The following is a 21,059-nucleotide window of genomic DNA, read 5'->3' on the forward strand; positions in this document are numbered from 1 at the left end:
AATGACTGGAGGTAGCGTAATCTTTTGGGGGATTTTAATTTTCATCGGTTTAGTTTTCGATCAGCGTAATAGTAAGAAAAAAGAAGGAGTAAAAAAGTAACCGTTTACAAATGAATAAGCAACTTTTCTTGCTTGCAGACTAATCTCATAAAGGAGTATACTGAATGACGGTAAGACTTATAGAAGGGGTAATGAAAATGAAGCTTGCAGGAAAAGTTGCTATCGTAACTGGCGGTGGCATCGGTATTGGACGTAATACAGCTCTTTTGTTGGCTAAACAAGGCGCAAAAGTAATTGTGACGGACATTGATCAAGAAAGTGGACAAGCAACAGTGGAGGAAATTACGAATCTAGGCGGAGAAGCACTTTTTGTATCCTATAATATGGAAAAACAAGGAGATTGGCAACGCGTAATCAGCATTACTTTGAATGCATTCAGTCGCATTGATATGCTTTTTCAAAATGCTGGTTTATATAAAATAGATTCTATATTTTCACGCCAACAAGAGAACGATTCCAATGTACTTTGTATTAATGACGTATGGATAGAGATAAAACAATTAACGTCATCTTTTATGAAACAGCAAGAAGAAGTGGTGCTAAGTGACTTACCGATTTTCGGTATTATTAGCACGAAAGGACAATCATTTCATACAGTAGAAGCCCTCGTATAATAGTGAAAACCGCCCTCAATATATGTGGACGGTTTTTTTGTATGAAAATTATTTTTTAACGAATGCGTTGTTCGTTTTGACTATCAAAGAAATGCGCTTTATTCATATCAAATGCTAGTTTAATTTGGTCACCAGGTGAGAATGTATGTCTTGCATCAACACGTGCTGCAAAATCTTGATTTCCAAGTTTCATATATAAAATAGATTCAGCACCTAATAACTCGGCAACTTCAATTTTTGTTGTGAAGGCAGTAGATTGTGAAGCTTCTAAAAATAATAGTTCATCATGAATGTCCTCAGGACGAATACCTAAAACAATGTCTTTATTTACATAGCCTTGTTCACGTAATATCTTCATTTTTCCTTCAGTTACTTTAATTTTTGCAGCATTGTCTATAACGAAATCGGTTTCAGTTAATTTACCACGGAAGAAATTCATCGCTGGAGAGCCGATAAATCCACCAACAAAAATGTTTTCAGGTGTTTCATATACTTCTTTTGGAGTACCGATTTGTTGAATTTTTCCGTCTTTCATAACAACAAGACGAGAAGCCATTGTCATCGCTTCAGTTTGATCATGCGTTACATAAATTGTTGTCGTACCAAGGCGGTGGTGTAACTTAGAAATTTCTGAGCGCATTGCAACGCGTAATTTAGCATCTAAGTTAGATAAAGGCTCATCCATTAAGAACACTTTCGCGTCTCGAACGATTGCTCTCCCTAACGCAACACGTTGGCGTTGTCCACCGGATAAAGCTTTCGGTTTTCTATCTAAATATTGTTCCAGTCCTAAAATTTTTGCTGCATCTTTCACACGACGATCAATTTCATCTTTTGGTATTTTTCTAAGTTTTAATCCAAATGCCATATTATCATACACACTCATATGTGGATATAGGGCATAGTTTTGGAAGACCATTGCGATATCGCGGTCTTTTGGAGGGACATCATTCATTAGCTTACCATCAATTGAAAACTCTCCTTTTGAAATATCTTCAAGTCCAGCCACCATTCGTAATGTTGTAGATTTTCCGCATCCAGAAGGACCGACAAATACGATAAATTCTTTATCTTGAATGTGTAAATTGAAGTCTGTTACAGCTGTTACGTTATTATCATATATTTTATAAATGTTTTCTAATTTCAGTTCTGCCATGGTATTTCCCCCTAGAAATAATTATGCAAACGTTTTCTTTGAGTTCATTATAAACGAATAGATTCAAAAAATAAACAAAAAAATAAAACGTTTTCATGAATTGGAAGAATATTAGTGAATTTCGTATGTTTTCTTAGAAAAATAAGAATAAAAGTTGTAAGCGCTATTTTAAATTAAGATAGAATCTGTTATCATTCATTAATGAAAACGTTTGCGCCTTAAAAAAGAGAAAATCGAATTATGAATGAAATGGGGTAGCATAATGGAAAAACAGTGGTGGAAAGAAAGTGTAGTATATCAAATTTATCCTCGTAGCTTTATGGATAGCAACGGTGATGGCATCGGGGATCTTCGCGGTATTATTTCAAAGTTAGATTACTTAAAAGAATTAGGGATTGATGTAATTTGGTTATCACCAGTCTATGAATCTCCAAATGATGATAATGGTTATGATATAAGTGATTATTGTAAAATTATGAATGAGTTCGGAACAATGGAAGATTGGGATGAGCTATTACATGAAATGCATGAACGTAATATGAAACTTATGATGGACTTAGTTGTTAATCATACTTCTGATGAACATAATTGGTTTATTGAATCACGTAAATCAAAAGATAATAAATATAGAGATTACTATATATGGCGCCCTGGAAAAGAAGGAAAAGAGCCGAATAACTGGGGAGCAGCGTTTAGCGGATCTGCATGGCAGTATGATGAAATGACAGATGAATATTATTTACATTTGTTTTCTAAAAAACAGCCAGATTTAAATTGGGATAATGAAAAGGTAAGACAAGATGTTTATGAAATGATGAAGTTTTGGTTAGAAAAAGGAATTGATGGCTTCCGTATGGATGTTATTAATTTTATTTCTAAAGAAGAGGGATTACCAGCTGTTGAAACAGAAGAAGAGGGGTATGTTTCAGGTCATAAGCATTTTATGAACGGTCCAAACATTCATAAATATTTACATGAAATGAATGAAGAAGTATTGTCTCATTATGATATTATGACGGTTGGTGAAATGCCTGGTGTAACGACAGAAGAAGCAAAATTGTATACCGGGGAAGAACGAAAAGAACTGCAGATGGTATTCCAATTTGAACATATGGATTTAGATTCAGGAGAAGGCGGAAAATGGGATGTAAAACCATGTTCACTTCTTACTTTAAAAGAGAATTTAACAAAGTGGCAAAAAGCATTAGAACATACAGGCTGGAATAGTCTGTATTGGAATAACCATGATCAGCCTCGCGTTGTATCTCGTTTTGGTAATGATGGAATGTATCGCATTGAATCTGCGAAAATGTTAGCGACGGTGCTTCATATGATGAAAGGAACACCATATATTTATCAAGGAGAAGAAATTGGAATGACAAACGTCCGATTTGAGTCGATTGATGAATATCGAGATATTGAAACATTAAATATGTATAAAGAAAAAGTGATAGACCGTGGTGAAGATATAGAAAAAGTAATGGAATCTATTTATATAAAGGGTCGTGATAATGCTAGAACTCCGATGCAGTGGGATGATCAGAATCACGCTGGATTTACAACAGGTGAACCTTGGATTACGGTAAACCCTAATTACAAAGAAATTAATGTGAAACAAGCGATCCAAAATAAAGATTCAATTTTTTATTATTATAAAAAATTAATTGAGTTACGCAAAAATAACGAAATAGTAGTGTATGGATCATATGATTTAATATTGGAGAATAATCCATCTATTTTTGCATACGTAAGAACGTATGGAGAAGAAAAACTGCTTGTCATTGCAAACTTTACTGCGGAAGAATGTGTATTTGAATTGCCTGAGAACATTAGTTATAGTGAAGCAGAGTTATTTATACACAATTACGACGTAGAGAATGGACCGATAGATAACATGACATTACGTCCGTATGAAGCAATCGTGTTCAAATTGAAATAAGAAAAATCCTTATACCACTTTGGTATAAGGATTTTTTTTGTTACCATTTTAATATGGAGAATCCATATGGAGGAAGTGTAACTTGTAATACACTTGCTTCCGCTGAAAATTCTTCGTTTGTATAAATATTAATGATTTTCTTTCCAGTAACATGGAGAGGCAGTGAAGCTGTAATAGCACTATTAGTCGGATTTAAAACGAAAAAGATAGTTTCATCTTCATATGTTTTTGTATAAGAAATATAATTATGTTCATCATTTGCTTCAATGAATTGGAAAGTACCATGTCCTCCAAATGCTTTATATTGCTTTCGTAACGAAATTAATGTTTGTACATGTGTAAATAATAGATGATCTTGTTCTTTCGTATCCCAAACCATACATTTGCGGCAATCAGGGTCCATACCGCCATCCATACCAATTTCGTCTCCATAATAAATACAAGGAGAGCCGATGAAAGAAAGGTGGAATACATAAAGTAACTTTAACTTATTTTTATCTCCGTTACATGTTGTCAATATTCTTGGTGTATCATGGCTGTCTAATAAATGAAATGCTGCTTCATTTACATTCATAGAGTAGGAATGTAGAGATTCTATAATTTGTTTCATAAATTCATTTGCCTTAATGGAGTTGTTAGCAAAGTAAGACAGTAGAGCGTTTGTAACAGGGTAGCTCATTACAGCATCAAATTGATCTCCTTGTAGCCAAGGAAGTGCATCGTGCCAAATTTCTCCTAAAATATATACTTCAGAATTTAATGCTTTTATCTCCCTTCGGAATTCTCTCCAAAAGTTATGGTCGACTTCATTTGCTACATCAAGGCGCCACCCGTCTATATTGAATTCTTTTACCCAATAACGCCCTACTTCAAGTAGGTATTCTTTTACATCCGGGTGTGCAGTGTTTAATTTCGGCATATACGGTGTAAACGCGAAAGTATCATAATTCGGAAGTGGCTCAGTTCTAATTGGGAACTCATGAATATGAAACCATTCTTTATATGCTGACTGTTCACCATTTTCTAGTACGTCTTGAAATTTATCGAAAAAGTATCCACTGTGATTGAATACGGCATCGAGCATTACTTTTATACCATGTGTATGACATGCTTCAACAAGTTCTTTGAATGTTTCTTTTGTGCCAAATTGCGGATCGATTTCCATGTAGTCAATTGTGTCATATTTATGGTTTGAATGTGCTTTGAAAATAGGTGTGAAATATATTCCCGAAATTCCAAGCTTAACAAGGTAATCGAGGTTTTGAATAATACCAGCAAAATCTCCGCCGAAAAAATTAGTTGGAGTTGGTTCAGCGCTTCCCCAAGGAAGGGTGTTTTCTGGATTCAACGTATGATCTCCATTAGCGAACCGTTCTGGGAAAATTTGATACCAAACAGTATCTTTAATCCAGGAAGGTGCTTTGAATACATCATTTGCATGAATAAATGGAAAACAAAAAAAGTTACCAACGTCATCATTTGGAATGCTGGAAAAAAATCCGCGTTCTGCATAAATAAGCGTTTCTGTCTCTGCTTTTAATTCAAATCCATAACGTAAGCGCTTAAATTTTGGCTCGATGGAAATGGACCAATAATCAAATAATGCAGTAGAACCAGTTTTTTTCATCGGTGCACTTGAAGAAATCCACTTCCCGTCTGTCCATTCATAAGGATCACCATAAATAAGATTGGTGCTTTGAACATCGTCTCTTTTCGTACGTATTCGGATATGAATCGTTTTTTCATCGTAAGCGTATGCGTAATTATCTTTTGGCCTATGATAGATGGCGTCTTTAAGCATATAAAAAATCCCCCTTTACTATCTCTATGCATATTGTTCCCTTAAGTATAATAATAAAGCATATGTTGCAAACGATTGCCTTTTGCATAGCTTTAATATTGCTTATAAGAGTAGTATTCATTTCGTATAAAGTCAATGTACAAAGAGTGTAGTAATAATATTTTTAAAATTAATATTTGCAAAATGAATAAAAGAATGTATAATGATAGACAAATAGCGCAAACGTTTTCATAGATTAAGATATTGTTTGCGCTTCTATTAAACTATTCAATGCAAACGTTTTCAATTAGTAGGGTACATATACAATTCAGGGAGGTTTTTGGGATGAAGAAAGCATTATCATTATTAACGGTTTCAGCATTATCAATTGGTATGTTATCTGCATGTGGACCGAAAGATTCAGGGAAAAAAGAAGAAAGTAAAGCAAAGAAAGATTATGATCTACTCGTTTGGGAAGATGATAAAAAAGGTGTTGGTTTAGAACCAGCAGTGAAAAGCTTTGAGGAAAAATATAAAGTAAAAGTAAAAGTTGTTGAAATGCAAATGACAGATCAAGTGAAGAAGTTACGCCTTGATGGACCAGCGGGGACGGGACCAGATGTTGTAACATTGCCACATGATCAAATCGGAAATGCAGTAACAGAAGGTTTACTTTCTGAAGTGAAAGCTGATGATGCTGTAAAGAGTAAATTTACTGATTCATCAATAGAAGCACAGACATATAACGGAAAATTATATGGTTTACCAAAAGCAATTGAGACACCAGTCTTTATTTACAATAAAAAACTAATGCCAAAAGCACCAGAAACGATGGACGAGCTGTTTAACTTCTCAAAAGAATTTACGAAAGATGGCAAGTACGGATTTTTAGCATTAGGAGATAACTTCTACTTTGCTAATGCATTCATGGCAGGTATGGGTGGTTATGTGTTTGGTGAAAAAGATGGAAAGCCAAATGCAAGTGATGTTGGATTAAATAATAGCGGAGCAGTACAAGGTGCTGAGTATCTTCAAAAATGGTACAAAGAAAAGTTATTCCCGAAAGGTATTATCGGTGAATCTGGTGGACCTGCTGCTGATGGGCTATTTAATGAAGGAAAAGCAGCATCTATCATGAACGGCCCTTGGGCGTTCCAAGCAATGGAAAAGAACGGAATTGATTATGGCGTTGCTCCAATGCCGAAATTACCAAATGGTCAACCAATGAAAACATTTGTTGGGGTTAAAGGATGGCATGTAACAAGTTTCTCTAAACAAAATGATTTAGCTACAAAGTTCACTGAATGGGTAACGAATGAAGAAAACGCAAAAATTCGATTTGAGAAGACGAAAGAAATTCCTCCAGTAAAAGCAGTAATGGAAGATCCAATTATTAAAGATAACGAAGCTGCAAAAGCAGTTGCAACACAATCTGAAAATGGAATTCCAATGCCAAACATTCCAGAAATGCAAGAAGTATGGAAACCAGCTGGAGATGCGCTTCAATTAGTTGTTACGGATAAAGAGGCACCAAAAGCAGCACTTGATAATGCAGTGAAGCAAATTAAAGGTAATATTGAGGCAAATCATAGTAAGAAAAAATAAGGTGAAATTCGTGCCTCAAATATGAGGGGCACGAATTCTCTCCCAAGAAAAAAGGGGGAAGGAACATGCAATCATCTATGGAACCAGCAAACGGCTTAAACGGTTCAAAACATAGGAAAATGGCAACCATGTTATCAATCATTCCAGGCGTGGGCCAAATGTATAATAAACAATTTGTAAAAGGTCTTATTTTTCTAGTATTAACAGGTTCATTTATTGTAGCCTTTGCTGATTTATTAAATATGGGATTATGGGGAATTGTAACGCTTGGTACAGAAGTTCCACGTGACCATTCTGTCTTTCTATTAGTAGAAGGAATTTTGGCACTCATTGTCATCGTGTTTGGACTCGGAATATATGCATTTAATTTATATGATGCATACCAAAACGGAAAGAAACGGGATATAGGAACACCGTTAAACTCTGTAAAAGAACAATACCGTAATTTATTAGACCAAGGTTTTCCGTATTTAATGGTTTCACCAGGGTTTTTATTACTTATCTTTGTCGTTGTATTTCCAATCATTTTCGTAATTTTAATTGGATTTACGAACTATGATTTATATCATTCTCCTCCAGCTAAATTAGTAGATTGGGTAGGATTTAAAAACTTTATTGATATCTTTACATTACCGATGTGGAGAGAAACGTTTTTAAGTGTATTTTCTTGGACTGTCATCTGGACATTCGTTGCAACGACATTACAAGTTGCGCTTGGTATTTTCTTAGCGATTATCGTAAATCAGCCTGGTATTAAAGGGAAGGCGATTATTCGAACAATCTTCATTTTACCGTGGGCGGTCCCAGCATTCGTATCTATTCTTGTTTTCTCTGGTATGTTTAATGAAACATTTGGAGCGATTAACAATCAAGTATTAGCTTTATTCGGAATTGAAAAGATTGCTTGGATGACAGATCCATTTTGGGCGAAGATTGCTTTAATTATGATTCAAACGTGGCTTGGATTCCCGTTCGTCTTTGCAATGACAACAGGTATACTGCAATCGATTCCAGGAGAATTATACGAAGCGGCTACAGTAGATGGAGCTACAGCTTGGCAACAGTTTCGTAAAATTACATTGCCACTTGTTCTATATGCAACAGCGCCAATATTAATTACGCAATATACGTTTAACTTTAATAACTTTAGTATCATCTATCTATTTAACGGCGGAGGTCCTGCTGTAGCTGGACAAGACGCAGGTGGAACAGATATTTTAATTTCATGGATTTATAAGTTAACGATGACTTCCGCGCAGTACGGAAAAGCAGCAGCTCTTACAATGATCTTATCGTTAATCGTTATTACAGTTGCGTTATGGCAATTTAAGAGAACAAAATCATTCCAAGAAGAGGATATGATGTAAATGAATATTAAAAGACAAAAGATGTTACGTCTCTCATTAAGTTATCTCGTTATTTTCGTAATGTGTGCCATCATTTTCTATCCATTATTATGGATTATTGGCTCATCGTTTAATCCGGGTGATAGTTTATCTGGATCAAGTATTATTCCGCAAAATGCAACGCTAGATCATTATCGTAAGTTATTAGATTTAGAGAATAGTAATTATTTACTATGGTATAAAAACACATTAAAAGTAAGTGTTTTAACGATGATTTTTTCAGTGTTAGCAATTAGTTTTACTGCTTATGCATTTTCGAGATACCGTTTTGTTGGAAGAAAAAATGGATTATTAACATTTTTAATTTTGCAAATGATTCCAAACTTTGCAGCGTTAATCGCTTTATACGTATTAGCACAGTTAACAGGATTAATTGATACGCACCTTGCATTAATTTTAATTTATGTAGGCGGGGCAATTCCAATGAATACGTGGCTTATGAAAGGGTATTTTGATACGATCCCGAAAGAATTGGATGAGTCAGCTCGTATGGATGGAGCAGGACATTTCCGTATTTTTTGGCAAATCATTATGCCACTTGCAAAGCCAATCGTAGCAGTTGTAGCGTTATTTACTTTCATCGGCCCATTTACAGATTTTATTTTAGCGAGTATTATTTTGCGCACACCAGAAAATTATACGTTAGCAGTTGGATTATATGAAATGGTGGCGAAGAAATTTGGGAATGAATTTACAACGTTCGCAGCGGGTTCCGTATTGATTGCAATCCCAATTTCAATTTTATTCCTATCACTACAAAAATACTTTATCTCTGGTTTAACTGCTGGAGGTACGAAAGGATGAAAAATGGGACATTATGTCCCATTTTTCTTTTCATCTCCCTATAAAACATTTTATAGGGAGATGAAAAGAGATTTGACATCCCATATGAAAAGAAGTGAAATAAATAGTATATTATAGTATAGGAAAAAAGAGCTCTATCCCTTACAATACATGGAGAGGGAGAATATGATAGGTTTTACAAGATAGAATCAATGAAAGTTTATGACTTCCCCTATTACTTGCAATGGGTGCAAGATGAAAATATATAAAATGGCAGAGAAGTGAAAGGAGGGGGATTTTTATGACAGTTACAATTAAAGATGTGGCGAAGAAAGCGAATGTAGCACCATCTACCGTTTCTCGTGTAATTGCTGATAATCCAAGTATAAGTGAAAAAACAAAGCGTCGTGTTCGGAAAGTAATGAGTGAACTAGGGTATCATCCTAATTTAAACGCAAGAAACCTAGCTAACCAAACAACAAAAACACTTGGCCTTGTTATGCCAAGTTCTGCAAGTAAAGCTTTTCAAAATCCGTTTTTCCCAGAAGTTATAAGAGGGATTAGTTCGTTTGCACATGTGGAAGGGTATGCACTTTATATGTCGACAGGTGAAACGGAAGATGAAATTTTTAATGGTGTTGTAAAGATGGTGCAGGGGCGCCAAATTGGTGGCATTATTCTTTTATATTCAAGAGAGAATGATCGGATTATTCAATATTTACATAAACAAAATTTCCCGTTCGTATTAATCGGGAAACCATATGATCGTAAAGAAGAAATTACATATGTAGATAATGACAATTATACAGCTGCAAGAGAAGTAGCAGAATATTTGATTTCATTAGGTCATAAACAAATCGCGTTCATCGGTGGTGGATCAGATTTACTTGTAACGAGAGATCGTTTGGCTGGTATGAGTGATGCTTTAAAATTAGCAGATATTGTATTACCAAAAGAGTATATTTTACATTTTGATTTCTCAAGAGAAAGTGGTCAACAAGCCGTGGAGGAATTAATGGGATTAAAGCAACCACCGACAGCAATTATGGCAACGGATGACTTGATTGGACTTGGCGTGCTAAGTGCACTTTCTAAAAAAGGATTCGTTGTACCAAAGGATGTTTCAATTGTAAGCTTTAATAATGCTTTATTATCAGAAATTGCGAGTCCGCCACTTTCGACAGTTGATGTGAATATATACCAGCTAGGATATGAGGCAGCAAAAGCTTTAGTTGATAAAGTTGAGAATGCGGAGTCTACTGCAAAGTGTATCATTATTCCGCATAAATTACTGAAGCGTCAAACTTGCGATCATTCTGCAAAAAAAAGCTAAGAGTTTAACTCTTAGCTTTTTTTTGTAGAAAGGCTTCTAAACGGTCACAGCCTTCTTTTAAAGTTTCAATACTATACGCATAGGACAAGCGAAGGTAGCCTTCCCCGTATTCAGAGAATGCTGTTCCGGGAACGACGGCAAGTCCAGCTTCTTTCACAAGATCAAGTGCAAAATCAAATGATGAAGATGTTAAATGACCAACATATGGGAATAAGTAAAATGCACCTGTTGGTTTTTCAACTGTTAAGCCCATTTGAATGAGTCTATTATATACATAATCACGGCGTTTTTTGTATTGATGACGCATCATTTTTGGTGCATCTTTAGCAGCTGTTAATGCTTCAATTGCAGCATATTGAGCGATTGAAGTAGCGCACGTTACGTTGTATTGATGAACTTTTAATATATGCCCAGCTAAATAGTTTGGTGCGAATAATAGACCGATACGCCAGCCAGTCATAGAATGCGATTTTGATAAACCGTTAATGACGATAGTCTTTTCGCGCATTTCTGGGAAATGAGCGATCGATGTATGTGTTTGTTCATATACAAGTTCGCTATAAATTTCATCAGAAAGGACGAAAATATTTTTATCTTTTAAAACATTTACAATATCCTGTAGTTCTTCTTTTGATAAAGTTACACCAGTTGGATTAGAAGGATACGGCAGTACGACGCATCTTGTTTTTTCTGTAATGGCATTTTTTAGTGCATCGGCTGTTAAACGGAAGCCAGTTTCACGAACATCGATAAAAATAGGGGTTGCACCGCATAATCGAATAATCGGCTCGTACCCTGGATAAATAGGGGCAGGTAAAATGACTTCTGTTCCTGGCTCTAAAATCGTTCGAAATGCAACATCAATTGCTTCACTAGCACCGATTGTAACGATGGTTTCGTTTTCAGGTGAATAATGTAAATCGTAGTTATCTTTTACAAAGTTACAAGCTGCCTTGCGTAATTCTAGTAAACCAGCGTTATGTGTGTAGCTCGTATAATTTTCTGTAATAGCCCGTTTTGCCGCTTCTTTCACGAGAGAAGGTGTAGGAAAATCAGGTTGTCCAATTGTTAAAGAGATAAGATTATCATAGTTTTGAATCATGTTAGAGAATTGACGGATTCCAGAAATTTGGATGTCCTTCACTCTAGGGTTAATGAATTGTTCCATTGTATCTCCCTTTCTTCCGTTTGAAAATTAAGTTCATTTTAACATATTTTCTATCATTTCGCTTGCGTATATGGTATGTAGAAAGAGAGGGATAATAGAAAAAAAGCCGCTGTCAGCGACTTTTAATATCCGTACTCCCAATCTATTTCATCTTCATTCCAAAGTACAGAGGATACTTTGCCAAGGTGAACAACTGATTCATTCACAGCGCATGTGCAATTTTCATCTCCTGTTTTATGCTGCAACTCTTCATATACTGATTTTTCAACATTCTCTAGAACGACCAAATTTTCTTCTTTTAAAACAAGCGTAGTACCCGCCATATTTATCTTCCTCCTACTAAAATAATGATCACTTATTTGTAAACATAGATAGTATGGATTATATGCTGTATTTTGCTATAGTTGTCCGTCTTATGAAGTATTTTTTATTTTCTTTGTAATCCGTATTCATTGTATACTGCCCGGCAGAAATTTGGTACAGGGTTTACATTCATTTCAAAAATCTGTAACAATTATTATGCGTTGTTAACAAAGAATTAACAAATATGTTAAGAAAAATCAAAATCTTACAACAAATACGTCTGTAAAATGATATAATCATATCAAAATACATATAGGGGATGAGAGGCTATGGAGCTTATCCGTGATTTAATGATCCAAATTGCCATCATAATTTTGCCACTATTTTTACATGAAGCGATACGTTTAAATCGTTACCAAGAAATGCCTCCGAAGCCGAACCGCTACTTTATTATGTTTTTATCTAGCATTACACTCGTTCTCTCTATGACATACTCTATTTGTTTTGGGGACGTTTGCGGGTATAACTTTCACCCAATCCCGATTGTTAGTGGTTTTCTATATGGTGGGATTGTTGGTTTAATCCCGGCCGTTATTTTTGTTGCATATGAATGGACGCTAAAGGGCATAAACCTTCTTCCAGTCATAGAAGTAATATTTCTCTTGATAGTTCCATTATTTTTATCAAAGAAATGGTCTCTATTTTCAAGGGATAAGAAGCTAATTTTAGCATTTATGATTTCATCATTGTACGTACTTGTTTCTTTAGTGATTGGTATGATTAACGTTCTGTTAGAAACGGGCTTTACACCATATGTTTCGCACTTATATAGCGGATATATATTTGCTTCGCTTATTATGGTTATGACAATGGTATTTCAGGTGTACTTAACAGAATATCTAAATGAAAATGCAATACTACGTACAGAGATGCAAAAGTCAGAGAAACTTAATATTGTAAGTGAGTTAGCAGCAAGTGTTGCACATGAAGTTCGAAATCCGCTCACCGTTGTTCGTGGTTTTATTCAATTGCTAGAAAGTACAGAAGATGTGAAGAATAAGGATTATATGCGTCTCGTATTAGCTGAATTGGACCGGGCAGAACAAATTATTTCAGATTATTTGAATTTAGCAAGGCCACAAATTGAGAAGAAAGAACATATTTGCTTATCAGCTCAATTAATAGAAATGACAACTCTTATGTCATCATTTGCAGCGATGCAAGGTGTATATTTACAAGTTGAGATTTCTGAAAGTCTTTATACGATCGGTGATAAGACAAAATTGAAGCAAGCTATTATGAATGTTGTTAAAAATGGTATTGAAGCAATACAAGGAAATAAAGGGTATTTAAAAGTAACAGCTATGCAAAAAGATGAAACGATTGTAATAAGAGTTAAAGATAGTGGCGTTGGAATGACGAAAGAACAATTAGCAAGGCTCGGACAACCGTATTATTCTTTAAAAGAAAAAGGGACAGGATTAGGACTTATGGTAACATTTAGTATTTTACAAGCACATAATGGTACGCTGGAATATAAAAGCGAAAGTGGGAAAGGCACGGAAGCAATTATTATATTACCAGCTGTAAGAAATAAGGAATAAAAGTTACCTATGGAAGGTAACTTTTTATTTTATATAGGAAAAAATATATTATTTTATTCAGTTGTTTTTTCTTGTTTTGTTCGGCTAAATAAACTTCTAAATGATTGGAAAAAGCTTTGTTCTTTTGAAGCTGCAACTAATCTTTTTGTTTCTTGAATTTCACGAATGACTTGCATAAGTTGTGCATCACGATTGCTGTCTTTATTATAAATTTGATTTACGAGTTTATTCATTTTTTCTTCTTGCTTAGATTCTCGTTTATACATATGATTCATTAATAAGTCCATCTTTTCTTTTTGCAGGGCATCTGTTTGAGCGGCATGATCTACTAACTCTTGTAGCATTTTTTCTTGAGAGCCTTCTTTTACATAAACTTGTTGCATTAATTCATCAAGCTTTTCATCTTTCAAACGATTTTGGGTAATAAGGGTAGAATTTTGATGAATAATTGCTTCATTTAATTGAGCGAGCATTTCAAGTTTTAACATGAACTCCTCAAAGTTACGCCCATCTTCTTTTTCTTTCGGTTGTATCTCTTGCGTATCTTGTATAACTGGTACAGGTGGGGCCTCTTTTTCTTTTAAAATAATAGGTATCGTTTCTGAAATATCTTCTTGCAATGTAGCAGCTCTTTCATGTATAGATTTCAATAGTTTTAAATCATCCAATTTATAAATACGAGCATCAGCTGTTTTGGAAATCATATAACCATGTTCCTCTAACAGTTGACTATATTTGCGAACTATATGTTTTGGGATGCCTGTTTTATTCGTGACATCTTTCGTTTTATAGGTAGCTTCCATAATATTTCCTCCCCAAAAAGTATCGTATATATCATTTCAATCTTTTCTGAGGACTTCCTTTGAAAAAGAATGTCGGAAGGTTATTAGTTTTCTACAGCATTAGTGAAAAGATGAAGAAAAATGAGAGTTTTTGGCGGAATGGCGAAGAAGAGCTAAAATAATGTCTGAAAACATATACAGGAGAAGTTTGTTATAATAACTGAGGAAAAGAAACTGGTAGAATTATGGAGGTATACATGAAGCAATTAAAAGGTATTATCATTTCAATTATTGCAATTCTTTCTATTGTAGTAGCGGTGTATGAAGTGCTTGTTCCAGAGGAAACAAGTATTAAAAAAACAAATGCGTATGATCAAGTTCTAGAATTTCCGAAAGATCGATATCCAGAGACAGGGAAACATATTACGGATGCTATAAAAGAAGGACATTCAGAAGTGTGTACAATCGACCGTGGTGGCGCTGCGGATAGAAGAAAATTATCGTTAGCTCCATACCCATCAAAAAAAGGGTATGATCGTGATGAATGGCCAATGGCGATGTGTAAAGAAGGCGGAAAAGGAGCACATATTGAATATATAAGTCCAGCCGATAACCGCGGAGCAGGCTCTTGGGTAGGAAATAAGTTAGATAAATACCCAGATGGTACGCGTGTGAAATTTGACGTAAAGTAGTAGTTGCATATTTCATAATGAAGGAGAAGGGAACGATGGAGTTAACAATTTCGTATTCGCAATTAATGTTGATGAACTATGACGGTGATCAGCCTTACGTTGACTGGACGGATGAAGATTTTGAAAGAGGTTATGCGAAGGCGGATGGAACTGTTATTTTTGAAGCACTTTCTGATTATACTTGTGAAGTAAAAGTGACCCCAGGGAAACATATTGAGAAAGAAGAAGTAATTAGAACGGTTACAGTTCCTTTTACAGTTGAAAATGAATGTATCGTTGTAACAAGTATTCTTTCAAATAAATTTCAAATTCCTATTCCAAATGGTGAGTATACGGTTGTATTACAAGCAACACCTCTTGAAGAACCAACGGATGATGAATTATATAAAATACAATATGAATTCTTTTTTGAAAGTAAAGAATAAAAAATGGGGTATCCTCAAAAAGGATACCCCATTTTTATTATGCGTTTGTTTTTAGCAAGGAACGAGCGTCTTTTGCCGCTTGCACCATGTGCTCTAAAGCTGGAATAACTTCTTCTGTTCTTCTCGTTTTTAAACCACAATCAGGATTAATCCAGAAATATTTAGGATCGCATACTTTTAAAGATTGTTCTACGATTTTATACATTTCATCTTTACTTGGTACACGTGGGCTATGAATATCATATACGCCTAGACCGATGCCTTTTTCATATGTTGTATGTTTTAATGTATCAATAAATTCACCGTGACTCCTTGATGTTTCGATAGAAATCACATCTGCATCTAATGCGCGAATCGCATCAACAATATCTTCGAAGTTACTGTAACACATATGAGTATGAATTTGTGTTTCATTTGCTACAGAAGAAGTTGCTAAAAGGAAGGATTGTACTGCCCATGTAATATAAGCGTCCCAATCTTTTTCTTTTAACGGCATACCTTCACGAAGTGCTGGTTCATCGACTTGGATCACTCGAATCCCCGAAGATTCAAGTAGTTCAATTTCGTGACGAAGAGCTAATGCAATTTGATACGAAACTTCTTTTTTTGGAATATCGTTTCGAACGAAGGACCAATTTAAAATCGTAACAGGTCCAGTTAACATTCCTTTTACAACTTTCTCTGTTAAGCTTTGTGCATAAACAGTTTCCTTAATAGTCATTCCGTTAATAAAGGCTACATCACCATAAATAACAGGTGGTTTTACGCAGCGGGAACCGTATGATTGTACCCAACCGTTTTTAGTGAATGAGAAACCAGCAAGGCGCTCACCAAAATATTCAACCATGTCAGTTCTTTCAAATTCACCATGCACAAGAACATCAAGACCAATTTCTTCTTGGTAACGAATCCATTTTTCTGTCTCTTTTTCAATAAATTGTTCATATTGTTCATTTGAAATAACACCGTTACGCCATTCTTTTCGCGTTTGGCGAACTTCAGTTGTTTGCGGGAAGCTACCGATAGTTGTTGTTGGTAACAATGGTAACTTCAGGGCAACTTGTTGTAATTCATATCGTTTTTCAAATGGAAGAGGACGTGAAAAATCTTCTTCTTTTAGTGCTGTTCGTGCTGCTTTGACATCTTCTCGGTTACGTGCAGCAGATGAACGAATTGTGTGATGTACGTTTCGATATGTTTCCAGCTCATTACGAATACTTTCTGTACCTTGAGTTAGAGCGGAATGAATAAGAACTAACTCTTCTAATTTTTGATTTGCAAATGCCAACGCATCAAATAGCTCAGTCGATAAGTGAGTTTCTTCTGTTTTATCGATTGGCGTATGCAATAAGCTACAAGAAGGCTGAACGATGAAATCTTTCGTTTGGACTTGTTTTTGTAACGTTGTAAATAACGTAAGAACTTCATCAAGATCGGCTCTCCAAATGTTACGGCCATCTATACAACCAACAGCTAAAGTTTTATCAGCTGGGAATCCATATTTTGAAATAGCATGTAGATTACCTTCTTTACCATGAATGAAATCTAATCCAATACTTGATACTGGGAATGTAATGATTTCTTCATAGTTTTCTTCTACACTATCAAAATATGTTTGTAAAAGAAGATTCGCATTTGGAACTTCTTTACGAATAGCTTCATAAATTGCTTTTGCTTGTTGAACTTCTTCTTTCGTTAAAGAAGCGAAAATCGGTTCATCAACTTGAATGATTTGTGCACCAGCTGCATGTAGTTCTGAAAGCAGTTGTACGTAAGGTGCAACTAACTGTTTTAAAATAGTAGCAAATTGCTCTTGTGTATAGCCTTTAGCTAATTTCAAGAAAGTATATGGTCCTAAAATAACAGGTTTTCCATCTACTCCTAATTCTTGTTTTGCCTCTTCGTATAAGCGAAGTGGACGATTATCTTTTAAAGAGATTTGTAATCCCTCTTCATATTCAGGAACGATATAATGATAGTTTGTGTTAAACCATTTTGTCATTTCGGAAGCTACGTGATCTTTAGAGCCACGCGCCATTGCGAAATATACATCAAGGTAAGATGTAAACTGAGAAAAACGTGATGGGATAAATCCTAGCATATAAGCAGTATCCAAAACGTGATCATAATATGTAAAGTCGCCAATTGGAATAAGTTCAATCCCTTTTTCTTGCTGTGCTTTAACGTGTTGAAGGCGAATCTCTTTCATTGTTGTTAAAAATTGTTCTTCATCGATTTTATTGGACCAAAAAGCTTCCAATGTTTTTTTCCACTCTCGTTGTAATCCGATACGTGGATAACCTAAGTTACTTGTTTGAATTGCCATTTCAAATTCCTCCCTAATTAAAAGTAAGCACTTCCGTTTACTAGGAAATACCTATAACAGAAAGTATAAAGGCATAGAAAATAAGCCTTCCTTTTTGTTTTAACACCTCATCATCATCCGTGAATCTATCAGTGTTGTTAAAACAGGCAGGTCTCCTGACTTATGCTTCATATGATTTCTTTCACCTTCCCGTTTTCACAGTGGTATTAAAAAGAAATCTCAGCATTTACAGTGGCGGGACCGTGTTGGAGTTTCACCAAGCTTCCCTTTTAAACACGAAACAAACTGTTCGTGTACCCATTTTCCTTTTGAAAGGAATTTAACAAGCGATATGATATTGAAACAAATTCTAACACAATTTTTGGAATTTTGTCTACTGTTTTGAAATAAGAAAATTCTAAAGTTTTTTATTTTAATTATTTGTATTTTTCTGATTTTTTAGAGTGAAGAAACATGAGGAGAATTGAAATAAAGTGCGATTAAATTTATAAAGAAATGGGTACCTATACATACATAAGATGCCAGTTATGTTATTAAATAATTGGTTTATCTTATATAGAAAATTAAACAAGCATAACCCCAACCTAAATTAGAATGGGGTTATGCTTGTTTTAGACTTTGAAATAAAATAACTATATTGTCATTTTACAGTTTCTATTTTAAAAGTTTAATCCGTATCTATATCAATTTCTGAAAGTCGCCCGGCAACAGCATCTGCAAGAAGGGTGTTTAACCATTGTAATTCAACTGTAATATGTTCAATAACGCTTTGTAAAATATATAGTTGTGCACGTGGAATTTGTCCTTTGCTGCAATCATAAATAGTTTGCATGTTATGTAAATATTGAATGGTATCATTTCTCTTTTTTTCTAAAATCGGAACTAACTCTTGGTCATCACCAAAATGAGCGAAAGAGAGTGCCGAATAAATTGGTTTATATATTTGATTTTTTGCCTCGAATTGTTTTAATAGTAACGTGTGAAATAACCGTTTACCTTCGTCTGTTATATGAAAAATTGTTTTATCTGGTCTATTTGTATCTCGAACAATAGTTGTAACACGAATTGCCCCTTGTTTTTCTAATTGCTCGAAGGCGTAGTAAAGTGATCCTTTTGCATATTTAATATAACAGTCCATTTGTCGTTCTTTCATGATGTGCTGCACTTCATATGGATGTTTATCTCCTTCGAGTAGCAAGCCGAGAATGACTAATTTCATACTCATGCTGTTTCAACTCCTATATATAAAAACTTTATACATATTATAAACGGCATATCCGTTTTCATAAAGGGATATGCCGTTTCTTTTCTATATATTAACTTACCTGCTTCTGTTTTTGTTTCGTTTTTGGACCTGTAAAAAGGCGCTCATCTCCCATAAGTAAAATACAAATAATACTTAGTACAGCCGGGATAAGTGCCCAGAAGAATGTACTGGCAATAGATGTAGCAAGAGCTTCTTTAATACCGGTTAATATTTCAGCTGGTATTTTATCGGTAGCACCTGGTGATAATAAGAAACTTGTGTCTCCACCCTTTGGAGCTAATTTTGCTAGTTCAGGAGGGAACACAGTGTTTAGTTTATCAGTAAAAATATGATTTTGAATTGTACCGAAAATTGTTACACCAAGAGTCATACCGAGTGAACGGAAGAATGAGTTTGTTGATGTAGCAGAACCACGGTCTCTCATTTCTAATTTGTGGATAGAAGACATACTTAAAACTGAGAATGAGAAGCCAACTCCAAGCCCAGCGAGAACCATAAATAGTGTTACGAGTAGGCGAGGTGTGTCCATTGTTAAAGTGCTTAGTAAATAAATACCAAGAACGAAGAAAACTCCAGATACCATCATAATGTTACGATAACTTGTTCGCGAAGCTAACTGTCCACCTGTTTGACTTCCAATTACAGAGCCAACCATCATAGGTGTTAATATCAATCCAGCATTTGAGGCTGAACCACCGAGAACACCTTGAACGAAGATTGGGATATAAACTGTACAGATAATAAAAGCGGCACCATAGAAAAAGGCAACACCTTGGCTAGCTGCGAATAAAGGTTTTTTAAATAGATGGAAAGAAATGATAGGCTCGGTTGCTTTTCGTTCTACGAAGAAGAAAATAATAAGCATAATAACAACGGTTGTAAATAAGCCGATAATTACAGTGGAATTCCATGCGTATTCTTTACCACCAAGTTCTAAGGCGAACATTAAGCAAACGATACTAATAACAAGTGTAATAGCGCCAGCCCAGTCAATTTTTTGTTTTCTAAATTCTAGAGATTCACTGTAGTATTTCGTAATGAAGAAGAAGGAGATAAGTCCTAATGGAATATTAATATAGAAGACCCAGTGCCAACTTATATAGTCTGTAATATACGCACCTAATAAAGGGCCGAATACACTAGATGTCCCGAAAACAGCACCGAATAGCCCTGTCATTTTTCCGCGCTTTTCTGGTGGGAATATATCGTACATAATTGTGAAGGCGATAGGCATAAGAGCGCCGCCACCAATTCCTTGAATAGCCCTATAAATACTTAGTTGCTCAATACTAGTTGCTGTTCCGCAAAGTGCAGAACCGAACAAGAAAAGAATAAGGCCACCAATATAAAAGCGTTTTCGTCCATACATATCAGAAAGTTTTCCGAAGATAGGCATCCCTGCCATTGTTGCTACCATATATGCAGACGTGACCCAAACGAACTTGTCAAATCCTCCTAGGTCTCCAACGATCGTTGCCATTGCTGTTGCAACAATTGTATTATCCATTGCTGCCATTAAAATACCAAGTAGTAAACCAGCAACAACAAATTTTGTCTTGTTGGAGTCTTTTTTTAATAATTGAGATTCCAAAGATAACCCTCCTTTAATAATAAGTAAACTATATTAAGTTTTGAGTGCAGCGCATAAAAATTATAAATATATTTTTAAAAATCAATTTACACAAGTGCACTGACAAAGCCATAAAGAATATTATAGTCAAATTTGACTAAAAGGCAAACTTTTTCTTCCGTCAAAATATTCTGTTGTATGGACAGCGAAAGAGTGAGTAATACTTAGTATTGGTAAAAAGTCAAT

Annotated in this window: 18 protein-coding genes and 1 riboswitch; of the genes, 10 read left to right on the forward strand and 8 right to left on the reverse strand. The window is 35.0% G+C overall.

All coding sequences use genetic code 11. From position 1 onward, the window contains the following. Window position 1: 1 nt before the first annotated feature. Complete coding sequence (locus tag RCJ96_RS04445) at window positions 2–100, forward strand: hypothetical protein (protein ID WP_000145657.1); 99 nt, start codon at window positions 2–4, stop codon at window positions 98–100. Window positions 101–164: 64 nt separating this feature from the next. Next, window positions 165–674 carry an SDR family NAD(P)-dependent oxidoreductase gene (locus RCJ96_RS04450; protein WP_000218426.1) on the forward strand — a complete coding sequence of 170 codons (510 nt, stop codon included), beginning with the start codon at window positions 165–167 and terminating at the stop codon, window positions 672–674. Between the two features lie 55 nt (window positions 675–729). Here RCJ96_RS04450 and RCJ96_RS04455 read toward each other — a convergent pair whose 3' ends face one another. After that, complete coding sequence (locus RCJ96_RS04455) at window positions 730–1,830, reverse strand: ABC transporter ATP-binding protein (RefSeq protein WP_000818923.1); 1,101 nt, start codon at window positions 1,828–1,830, stop codon at window positions 730–732. Window positions 1,831–2,092: 262 nt separating this feature from the next. Here RCJ96_RS04455 and malL point away from each other — a divergent pair, with 262 nt between their 5' ends. Continuing rightward, window positions 2,093–3,769, forward strand: coding sequence for an oligo-1,6-glucosidase (gene malL, locus RCJ96_RS04460; protein ID WP_074606865.1), 1,677 nt, complete (start codon window positions 2,093–2,095; stop codon window positions 3,767–3,769). A 40-nt stretch (window positions 3,770–3,809) separates the two neighbouring features. Here malL and RCJ96_RS04465 read toward each other — a convergent pair whose 3' ends face one another. Continuing rightward, window positions 3,810–5,570, reverse strand: coding sequence for an alpha-glycosidase (locus RCJ96_RS04465; RefSeq protein WP_074606863.1), 1,761 nt, complete (start codon window positions 5,568–5,570; stop codon window positions 3,810–3,812). Between the two features lie 324 nt (window positions 5,571–5,894). Between RCJ96_RS04465 and RCJ96_RS04470 the strand changes: the two genes are divergently transcribed. The 4 genes from RCJ96_RS04470 to malR all read left to right on the forward strand — a co-directional run bounded on the left by RCJ96_RS04470 (window position 5,895) and on the right by malR (window position 10,676). Then, window positions 5,895–7,154, forward strand: a complete 1,260-nt coding sequence (locus RCJ96_RS04470; protein ID WP_000709918.1) for an extracellular solute-binding protein — start codon at window positions 5,895–5,897, stop codon at window positions 7,152–7,154. 65 nt (window positions 7,155–7,219) lie between these two features. Then, a complete protein-coding gene (gene malC, locus RCJ96_RS04475; RefSeq protein WP_416503929.1) occupies window positions 7,220–8,521 on the forward strand; it encodes a maltosaccharide ABC transporter permease MalC in 1,302 nt (433 codons plus the stop codon). After that, window positions 8,522–9,364 carry a maltosaccharide ABC transporter permease MalD gene (gene malD / locus RCJ96_RS04480; RefSeq protein ID WP_001022608.1) on the forward strand — a complete coding sequence of 281 codons (843 nt, stop codon included), beginning with the start codon at window positions 8,522–8,524 and terminating at the stop codon, window positions 9,362–9,364. Between the two features lie 280 nt (window positions 9,365–9,644). After that, on the forward strand, window positions 9,645–10,676 hold the full coding sequence (malR, locus tag RCJ96_RS04485; RefSeq protein ID WP_416503928.1) for a maltose operon transcriptional repressor MalR: 1,032 nt from the start codon (window positions 9,645–9,647) through the stop codon (window positions 10,674–10,676). Between the two features lie 4 nt (window positions 10,677–10,680). Here malR and RCJ96_RS04490 read toward each other — a convergent pair whose 3' ends face one another. Both RCJ96_RS04490 and RCJ96_RS04495 read right to left on the reverse strand, forming a co-directional pair. Continuing rightward, window positions 10,681–11,844, reverse strand: coding sequence for an aminotransferase A (locus tag RCJ96_RS04490; protein ID WP_416503927.1), 1,164 nt, complete (start codon window positions 11,842–11,844; stop codon window positions 10,681–10,683). A gap of 122 nt (window positions 11,845–11,966) precedes the next feature. Then, the gene (locus RCJ96_RS04495; RefSeq protein ID WP_000929281.1) at window positions 11,967–12,167 is read right to left on the reverse strand and encodes a hypothetical protein; all 201 of its coding nucleotides are present in this window, start codon (window positions 12,165–12,167) and stop codon (window positions 11,967–11,969) included. Between the two features lie 309 nt (window positions 12,168–12,476). Between RCJ96_RS04495 and kinB the strand changes: the two genes are divergently transcribed. Continuing rightward, the gene (gene kinB / locus RCJ96_RS04500) at window positions 12,477–13,751 is read left to right on the forward strand and encodes a sporulation sensor histidine kinase KinB (RefSeq protein WP_446699723.1); all 1,275 of its coding nucleotides are present in this window, start codon (window positions 12,477–12,479) and stop codon (window positions 13,749–13,751) included. Between the two features lie 53 nt (window positions 13,752–13,804). Here kinB and RCJ96_RS04505 read toward each other — a convergent pair whose 3' ends face one another. Beyond that, a complete protein-coding gene (locus tag RCJ96_RS04505) occupies window positions 13,805–14,554 on the reverse strand; it encodes a DUF3967 domain-containing protein (RefSeq protein WP_000388474.1) in 750 nt (249 codons plus the stop codon). 236 nt (window positions 14,555–14,790) lie between these two features. Between RCJ96_RS04505 and nucA the strand changes: the two genes are divergently transcribed. Both nucA and comJ read left to right on the forward strand, forming a co-directional pair. Then, a complete protein-coding gene (nucA, locus tag RCJ96_RS04510; protein ID WP_000811499.1) occupies window positions 14,791–15,225 on the forward strand; it encodes a DNA-entry nuclease in 435 nt (144 codons plus the stop codon). A 35-nt stretch (window positions 15,226–15,260) separates the two neighbouring features. Then, window positions 15,261–15,650, forward strand: coding sequence for a competence protein ComJ (comJ, locus tag RCJ96_RS04515; protein ID WP_000424015.1), 390 nt, complete (start codon window positions 15,261–15,263; stop codon window positions 15,648–15,650). 37 nt (window positions 15,651–15,687) lie between these two features. Here the strand turns inward: comJ and metE are convergent, their stop codons facing one another. The 3 genes from metE to RCJ96_RS04530 all read right to left on the reverse strand — a co-directional run bounded on the left by metE (window position 15,688) and on the right by RCJ96_RS04530 (window position 20,834). After that, complete coding sequence (metE, locus tag RCJ96_RS04520) at window positions 15,688–17,976, reverse strand: 5-methyltetrahydropteroyltriglutamate--homocysteine S-methyltransferase (protein ID WP_416503925.1); 2,289 nt, start codon at window positions 17,974–17,976, stop codon at window positions 15,688–15,690. A gap of 128 nt (window positions 17,977–18,104) precedes the next feature. After that, window positions 18,105–18,292: riboswitch (cobalamin riboswitch) on the reverse strand. Window positions 18,293–18,643: 351 nt separating this feature from the next. Beyond that, complete coding sequence (locus RCJ96_RS04525; protein ID WP_416503924.1) at window positions 18,644–19,201, reverse strand: PadR family transcriptional regulator; 558 nt, start codon at window positions 19,199–19,201, stop codon at window positions 18,644–18,646. 91 nt (window positions 19,202–19,292) lie between these two features. Further along, window positions 19,293–20,834: an MDR family MFS transporter gene (locus RCJ96_RS04530; RefSeq protein ID WP_416503923.1), complete on the reverse strand. Its 1,542-nt coding sequence runs from the start codon at window positions 20,832–20,834 to the stop codon at window positions 19,293–19,295. Window positions 20,835–21,059: the final 225 nt, after the last annotated feature.

Source organism: Bacillus sp. BSL6 (assembly GCF_052928345.1).